This window comes from Spiroplasma sp. hy2 (genome assembly GCF_044714365.1).
Classification (GTDB): domain Bacteria; phylum Bacillota_I; class Bacilli_A; order Mycoplasmatales; family Mycoplasmataceae; genus Spiroplasma; species Spiroplasma phoeniceum.
Genome location: NZ_RXFZ02000029.1, coordinates 1 through 8,254 on the forward strand (window position 1 = coordinate 1; position 8,254 = coordinate 8,254).

Annotated in this window: 6 protein-coding genes and 1 riboswitch; all 6 genes read right to left on the reverse strand. The window is 26.6% G+C overall.

The window, feature by feature from the left end; genetic code table 4:
• Positions 1–744 precede the first annotated feature (744 nt).
• Entirely contained in the window at positions 745–1,332 is a 588-nt protein-coding gene (locus EHV01_RS01760; RefSeq protein WP_422065939.1) for a nucleoside 2-deoxyribosyltransferase, read from the reverse strand.
• A gap of 15 nt (positions 1,333–1,347) precedes the next feature.
• Positions 1,348–1,959: a bifunctional 4-hydroxy-2-oxoglutarate aldolase/2-dehydro-3-deoxy-phosphogluconate aldolase gene (locus tag EHV01_RS01765; protein ID WP_422065940.1), complete on the reverse strand. Its 612-nt coding sequence runs from the start codon at positions 1,957–1,959 to the stop codon at positions 1,348–1,350.
• On the reverse strand, positions 1,959–3,947 hold the full coding sequence (tkt, locus tag EHV01_RS01770) for a transketolase (RefSeq protein ID WP_422065941.1): 1,989 nt from the start codon (positions 3,945–3,947) through the stop codon (positions 1,959–1,961). The genes EHV01_RS01765 and tkt overlap by 1 nt, the downstream gene beginning before the upstream one ends.
• A 46-nt stretch (positions 3,948–3,993) precedes the next feature.
• On the reverse strand, positions 3,994–4,617 hold the full coding sequence (locus tag EHV01_RS01775) for a deoxynucleoside kinase (protein ID WP_422065942.1): 624 nt from the start codon (positions 4,615–4,617) through the stop codon (positions 3,994–3,996).
• A gap of 19 nt (positions 4,618–4,636) precedes the next feature.
• A complete protein-coding gene (gene deoD / locus EHV01_RS01780) occupies positions 4,637–5,347 on the reverse strand; it encodes a purine-nucleoside phosphorylase (protein WP_338988813.1) in 711 nt (236 codons plus the stop codon).
• Between the two features lie 400 nt (positions 5,348–5,747).
• A riboswitch (cobalamin riboswitch) is annotated at positions 5,748–5,932 on the reverse strand.
• 542 nt (positions 5,933–6,474) lie between these two features.
• Entirely contained in the window at positions 6,475–8,028 is a 1,554-nt protein-coding gene (locus EHV01_RS01785) for a hypothetical protein (RefSeq protein ID WP_422065943.1), read from the reverse strand.
• Between the last annotated feature and the right edge of the window lie 226 nt (positions 8,029–8,254).

Below are 8,254 nucleotides of genomic sequence, written 5' to 3' on the forward strand. Positions count from 1 at the left end.
AAYAACTTAAAGAGGGTATCAAAAAGTTGTTATAGTTTTTTTGTAAATATTTAAGATATTGCCCTTTCTCTGAATCAATTAATAATTTTGGTTTTACAAATAAAAAACCATTTTAGTAAATGGTTTAATTTATTATTCTTATTCAATTTCCGAGTTTTTTTCCAAAACCCCATTTTTTTATACGGCCGATTTGATTCTGCTTTTCCTTTTAAAACATTATCACACATAATAATTGGTATTATTTCGATTCCAGCAATTATTAAATAAAAAATCCCAGTAACCATATAAAAACCATAACTCATAGTACCTGTTACTAATAATATTAAACCACCAATTGAAAAACCTATCAATGCTAACGATGATATAACAATTGCTATAATACATCCTGCTCGACATAAATTATCTGGCTTTTTATTTTAAATAACATTGGTTTGAACATTCTCTTGTTCATTTTGTACATAATTTGTATCCATTTGAATCTGACACCCTTTCTTGTAAATAAATATTTTATTAATATAAATTAGTTTTTTCATTATAAAAGTTGTAATCAAACATTAAATTTTTAAAATTTGACACGGTTAAATTATAAAAAAAATGCAAGTAATTAAATAATAAAATGGTTATTATTCTTTAACTATTTATTTTTTATATCCAATAATTTTTTTATAATTCTTTTCTATTAATTTCACAGCATAATAAAAAGAGTTATAAATCATATAACTCTTCATTAATTTATTAATTAATTTAAATAAAACAATCAAAACCATGATATAAAGTATCTTCTCTTTCTTTAAAAATATCTTTAATATCATATTTTTGTCGATACTCTTCAATTCTTCCAGTTTCAATAGCTTTAATTGCTTCACAAGCTAATTTATGCGAATTACATAATGTCATTTGAGGAACATCACCATTATTTAATGGTTCATAATATAATGCTCCTGTAATCATTTCGTTTAAACCAAAACCAGGATATTCTCCTTTTAAAATTCCTTGATGTAAACGAAAGTCAGAAATAATTGGGAATAAATATTTATTTTTATTATGAATTGCTTGTTCAACTACTAAACCAAATTCCATATGAGTTCCTGAATCTCAACCATCTAATTCTAAAATAACATAATCTGCTTCAGTTAAACCAACATAATCTAATTCAAAAATTGTTTTATTTGTAGGACGTTCTTTTTGATTTGTTTCAAAATCAACTGGATTTCCAATAATAAAGTCTGGAAACATTTCACGCAACATATCTCCTTCACGTTTTCTTGTGTTTCATTGGGCCTCAGTAAACATACTACCCGCATTGTAAATTACTTTTTTATTATCTCTCATATTATTTTTTCTCCTTTATTGATTAATTATTGTTTCAAATGTTTTAAATTTTTCCATATCAAGACCTGTACTATTAATATCACCAGTGATAAAAGCACCGACAGCAATTAAATCATATCCTAAGTTTTTTGCTTCTTCATAATTTGTTAAATTAATTCCTCCTGAAGCCATATAAACTTTTGTTGGAAAAAATGTTTTAATTGTTTGAATAAAATTTAATTTAAATGCTGTTGCTGGGAAAATTTTAATAATTTCTCATTTAGCATTAACAATATTATTAACTTCTTGTAGTGTCATTGCCCCCGGAATATACAGTAAATTATTTTGATGACAATATTCACTAACTGCTTGGTTAAAAACTGGACCTACTAAAAATTGAGCTCCGGCTGTTGTTGCTTGCATTGCTTGTTCTAATGTTAAAACTGTTCCTGCTCCAACTAAAATTGTTGGATACTTGTTACGAACAAAACTAATTAATTCTGCAACATTAGGAATTGTGAAAGTTAATTCTAAACATTTAACTTGTAAATTAATTAACTGTTCACAAATTTGTTGAGCAACAACATAATTATGATTTCGAATTACATAAAAAGTTTTATACTCTAATAGTTTTTCTAATGTAATCATTATTCTCCTAAATATGCTGTAATTCTATTAATAATAGAAGTTTGATCTAATTGCTTATACTTAATAACAGCATCTGCACTTCCCGATAAACCATAATCATCAACACCTAACATTAATCCAGTTTTACCAACAAATTTATATCAAACATAATCATTTGAAAATTCAATTGCAATTACTTTTGTTATATTATTTGGTACAATTTTTTCCCGATACGCTTTTGACTGTTGTTCAAATAATTCAACACAGGGCATTGATACAACACGAATATTTTTCTTAATTGTCTTAGCTGCAACAATTGCTGGTGCTACTTCAGTTCCTGTTGCAATAATAATTGCCTCCAATGGTTTTGTCTCATCTTCAGCAACAACAATATATCCCCCTTTTAACGTTTGTTCTCAACATGTTTCTGCTAATTGATATGGGGTATCTTGTCGCGATAAGATTAAAGCTGATGGAGCACTTTTTGCTTCTACGCTTGCTTTCAAACACCCAATTGCTTCTTTAATATCCGCTGGACGAAACACATTTAAATTCGGACAATTTCGTAGCATTGCTAATTGTTCAACTGGCTGATGTGATTTTCCATCAAAACCAACACCGATTGAATCATGTGAAAAAGCAAAAATTACGGGTAAGTTTTGAATACAAGCCATTCGAATACATGGTTTCATATAGTCAGCAAAAATTAAAAATGTTGAATTAAATCCTTTCAAACCTTGGTGTAATTCAACACCAATGCTAATTGTTCCGGCAGCAAATTCACGCACTCCAAAATGAACATTATTATTTTGTGGTGTTGATGTTGTTCATGAACCATTATAACCAATAATTTTGGTTGCAGTTCCCAAATCAGCACTACCTCCAAACATATTATTTAAACACTTTTGTTGATAATATTTAAACACATCACCCATAATAATTCGTGTTCCTGCTTTTTTATCTTTATCAGTTGTTAATAACGCTTCAAAAGCTTTTAAATCAACCGATGGAATTACAAATAATTTTTCATATTCCTTTGGAAATGTTGCTTTGTAAGCAGTTATTTTTTTCTTTCATTCTTCATATTTTGTTGCTCCTCGTTTAGCAAAAGTGTTTTGTCAATGTTTTTTAACATCATTATCAACATAAAATTGAGGATGATTAAAATCATAAAATGCTTTTACTTGTTCCATCTCCTCGGGAGTAAATGGTGAAGAATGCATAGGTGAACCTTGTTTTGGATGCCCATAACCAATAATTGTTTTACATTCAATTAATGTTGGTTTATCAGATTTTTGCGCTTGTTCAATTGCTTTTTGAATTGCTGGTAGATCCTCATCTGCATTTTCAATTCGAATATAATTTCAATTTTGTGCTTCAAAAAAACGTTGATAATCAATTTTTAAAACAGCATCACATTTTGTATCTAATTGGTAATCATTTGAATCATATAACATAATTAATTTATTTAATTTTCATACCCCAGCTAATTGGATTGCTTCAATTGCTCCGCCTTCTTGCAAATCACCATCACTACATAAAACATAAGTATAATGGTCAATGATTTTATAATCTGGTTTATTAAATTTAGCTGCTAAATGTTGTTCAGCTAATGCCATTCCAACTCCATAGCCAACTCCTTGTCCTAGGGGACCAGAAGAATTATCCACTCCAGGAGTAACACCATATTCTGGATGAGCTGGCGTTTTTGAATTAATATGACGATAATTTTTTAAATCATCAATTGTTAAATTATAACCAGCTAAATGTAAAATCGCATATTGTAAGGTTGAAGCATGTCCTGGAGATAATACAAAACGATCACGATTAATTCAATCAGGTACTGCCGGATTAGCAATTAAATTATTTAAATAAATTGCTTGCATCAGTGGTGCTGCACTTAATACAATCCCTGGGTGGCCAGTTTTATTATAAATAATAGGATCTAGTCCTAAAATTCTTAAATTACTTAAACTTTTTGTTTCTATATTATTATTTGTGCTTTTCATTTTAATTTCCTCCTTATTAAATTAAAATATTAATAATAATTATTTTTTAAATTAAACAAGGAACTTTATTATGAAGAGGTAATAAATGTTGCATAATAATGCTTATTTTTTCTGAAAAATCATCACTGTCAGCATCAATAACAATAAATTGATAATCATTTTTTAATTCATGATATAAAATTTCATATTGTTCATTTAACTTTTCCCAGTAATAATATGGGGTTTCTAATTCTAATTGACGCCCACGTTGTTTAATTCGTTCAACCGCTTTTTCAGTTGAAACTTTTAAATAAATAATGACATCAAAGCCTAACTTTTTCTTCAAAATTGGAACAATAACATTTTGAAAAAAACGATTATAAACTTTAAAATCAATTTCATTCATAATTTTTAATAAGTGGGAAACTCGCACAAAAGCAGGGTCTTCTAAAATTGTGCGGTCAAAAACAGTATCCTCTAAATTATCAATGTTGAAAAATTGCTCAATTCTTGTTGTTAACATATAAATTTGCATTTTAAAGGCAAATCCTCCCATATCTTGGTAAAAATCTTTAAAATATGGATTTTCTTCTAATGGTTCTTTAAATAAATTATAGTTTAATTGTTTACATAATTCTTCACTAACTTTTGTTTTTCCTGCTCCAACGGTTCCAAAGACTGCAATTTTCATTTTATTGCTCCTTTCGTTTTTAACCCATTAATTGAACAGCAGTATCTAATGCTAATTCAACCATTGTCATAAAATTATTTTGGCGTTCCAATGCTGTAGTAACTTCTTTAGTTACAAGATGGTCAGAAACTGTTAATAATGTTGCTGCATGTTTTTGCGTAACAATTGCATTAGTAAACAAAGCATATGATTCCATTTCAACAACATCTAATTTATGAGTATGAGTAAAGTCTAATGAATCATCATAACGATAAAAAACATCTGCTGCATGAGCAATTCCCGTGTGAGTTTTAATTCCTTTTGCTTGTGCTACAGTTTCAATTTCATTAAATAATTTTTCACTTGCAGCAATTAAATTACTATCAATATTAGCTGCAATTTTTGCATAATTACTTTCGCCAAATGCTTCACGAACATTAAAGATATCATAAACTTTAATATTTGGATTATAACTTCCAGCTGAACCAATTCTAATAATATAATCAACATCATAAAACTTAAATAATTCGTATGAATAAATTCCAATACTTGGACAACCCATTCCACTTCCAGCAATTGTTACCTCAATGTTTTTATATTTGCCAGTATACATTAACATATTTCGAACTTCATTTACTAATTTTAAATTTGTTAAATATTTCTCAGCAACGGTTTTTGCCCGTAATGGGTCTCCCGGCATTAAAACAACTTTTGCAATTTCTTCTTTTTTGGCATTAATATGTGGTGTCATTTTTTTATTCCTCTCTTTTCCGCTTAATTTAATTACCAATAAATACCTATCAATGCTATTTTTATTTAAAAAGTAAGGATATTTAAACAACACGAAAAAGAATATTGTTGCATATCCACATAAATGATGTTTAATTTCTACGATTATTTTAATTAATAGTTTAAGACAATAGCAAAAATAAAACCATTTTAAATCAAATGCTATTAAACTTAATTATTAATTAATTTTATTATTTATTATCTTTTAAATAATACTTTTTGATAGGATTACTGCTTTAAATTAACAACTAAAAAACGCTTTTTGACGTCTTTAAAATTATTATTTAATAGTTTTCACTAATAAATAATTAATCATCTAACCCCAGAGATAATAACTATAAGTGCAGCATTGATATTTTACCAATGTTTTTTTTAGATCGGTCTACTGGCTTAGTTTCACTTTACTCACTATTCCTTCTCAAGAAATATTTTATCAATGGAATGATGTTAGCTTTCATCCACTTTACAGTTGCTGGGACAGCCTAGGATTCACACCTAATTCCCGTAACATCCAAAATTGCTTTTTAAAGTTGTTAAAATAATAATATAAAGTTTACTTTTAAAATGCAAGTTAAAATTAACAAATTATTTACCAACTAAAGACAAATTAGGAAAAAAGTTGATATTTTTTATAATTAAAAATGAAACTATTGTCAGAAAAATCTAGAAGCATATAATAAAAATTGTAAATAATATTTATGGACCTTATTAAGTATTTTTACCCCTTTCAATTCTAATATAGAATCAAAAAATAGTCAGCAATCTAGACCACAATAAAAGATAATAGATAACATAATAAATCAAATAATAAGCAATCAATAACAAATAGTTATTTATTTGCAATATTATTAAATAAATAATTTAGGTTTAGTTTTAAATTTTGTTATATTTCTTATTAGTAGTAATCAGCAACACAATAACATTTATAAACTATTAAATGAATAATGTGACAATTATTATTCACATACTAACCTTAATTATTAAAATAAACGGACCAGATTTATTATTTACATACCTGCTAGCATTAATGCTAGCAATTTTTATTGTTAATTTAAAAAAGCAAGAAAACCTTGTTTTTTTAAATTAAACTTATTTTTTAGTAAATTCTAAGGTAAATAATGTTGATGTTCATCCAGTATAATAAACCGCATTATTTTTTCCAAATAATAAGTCAAAGTTTCAAACTGCTCGCCGACGAAGTGAAAAAGTATCTTTAGTTTCATTTAAACTCACTTCGTGAACACTTTTTTCCCAATTACCAGTTGTAAAAATATCAATTCCTGGTAAATTTTTTGCTTGATTTGCTTCTTTAAAATCATTAATTAATATTTTTAAAACATCTTTGTATTTTCGGGTTTTTAAATTTAAAATTTTAGTAAAAGCTTCTTTGCTAAGATGGAATACTCCTGAATGCTCATTTGATTCTAATTTAAAATGATTATAAAAAGCAACTACTAACCGTCCATATTCCATTAACTTATTTGTTAAACCTTCTTCTGTAATTTCAACTTGAACTTTTAATGCTTGCCCATCATTCATTACTGCTCCAGATAATGGAAACCCTGCCACTTGAATTTTTGCTAAATTCACATGAAAATCAGCTAATCATAAGTTCTGACCTCCAGTATTAAAAACATTAACTAATGAACGATAAAACTTAACAAAATTTTCTGGAGTAATTTTATTAGGTTGATATCCTTTTCCGGTTCAAACATATGAAGCTGTATTTTCTCGAACAACATTAACACCATTAGTAGTATTATTAATTGCACTTGTTAGTAAACTCAATAAAGTTATTGAAGAATTATATTTAATATTCTTTACAAACTTTTGCAATTCGCTATCACTTTTAATTTTACTTTGTAACTTTTCTAAAATAATATTATCTAAATTAGCAAAACTAGCTGTATAGTTTACATCAAAATTTTGATAAATTGTAGCAAATTCAGGTGTTTTATCAATTTGAAAAATTCCTTCTTGATTGAAAAAATTAACAATTACTTTTGAAATTTTTTGAATCATCCCATTTAAAACAACTTTCATTTCTTCTGGATTATCAGTAATAACATATTGGATTACATAATCTGAAGTTGTTGTTAAAAGTTTAAACTTAACTTCAAATTGAAAATGGAAATCTAGTCTAACTGCTTTTACTGTTTCTAATCCTGGTCGATCTAAAATTGCTTGCAATTGAACCATATCAATAAAATTTAATTCATAACTTAAACTATCATTTAATAAATTAATTGGTTTACTATCAGGATAATAATTTGAATAGTCATTATAAATTTCATTATTAATATTATTAAAAACAGCAAGAAAGCCATTTTTTAATGTTGCTAAAGCATCTATCGCATCTTTATCCATTTGGTCTAATTTTCTACTTTCAGTTTTCTTGTCAACCATTGTATACAGTTTATCAAATTTATTTTGATATTCAGTACTATTAATTGTATTTTTATTTTGTGCATAAACTGAAAAATTGTTGATAGCACGTTGTGAAATTTTATTTAAAATTTCCATATCTTTTCCAATACCATTTTCAGTATCATCAAGTTTAAGCGGTTTTTTACAACCGATAATTGGACTATATCCTGTCGTTGCAAAAAAAGTCATTCCTAATAAAATCATTAGTTTTTTCATTATTTAAAATCCCTTCGTTATATTTAATTTTATACTTTCTAATTATAACTTAAAAAAATTAAAACTTAAATATTATAATTACAGTTTCTGGTACGAACTGATGTTAAAATTTCTTTTTTAATTAGACTTCTTGCATAACCTAGTTATTTTAAAATTCCTATAAAATATATTTAAAATAGAAATTATAGGAATCTAAAATTATGAAATTTGATAAATTTGATTTWAA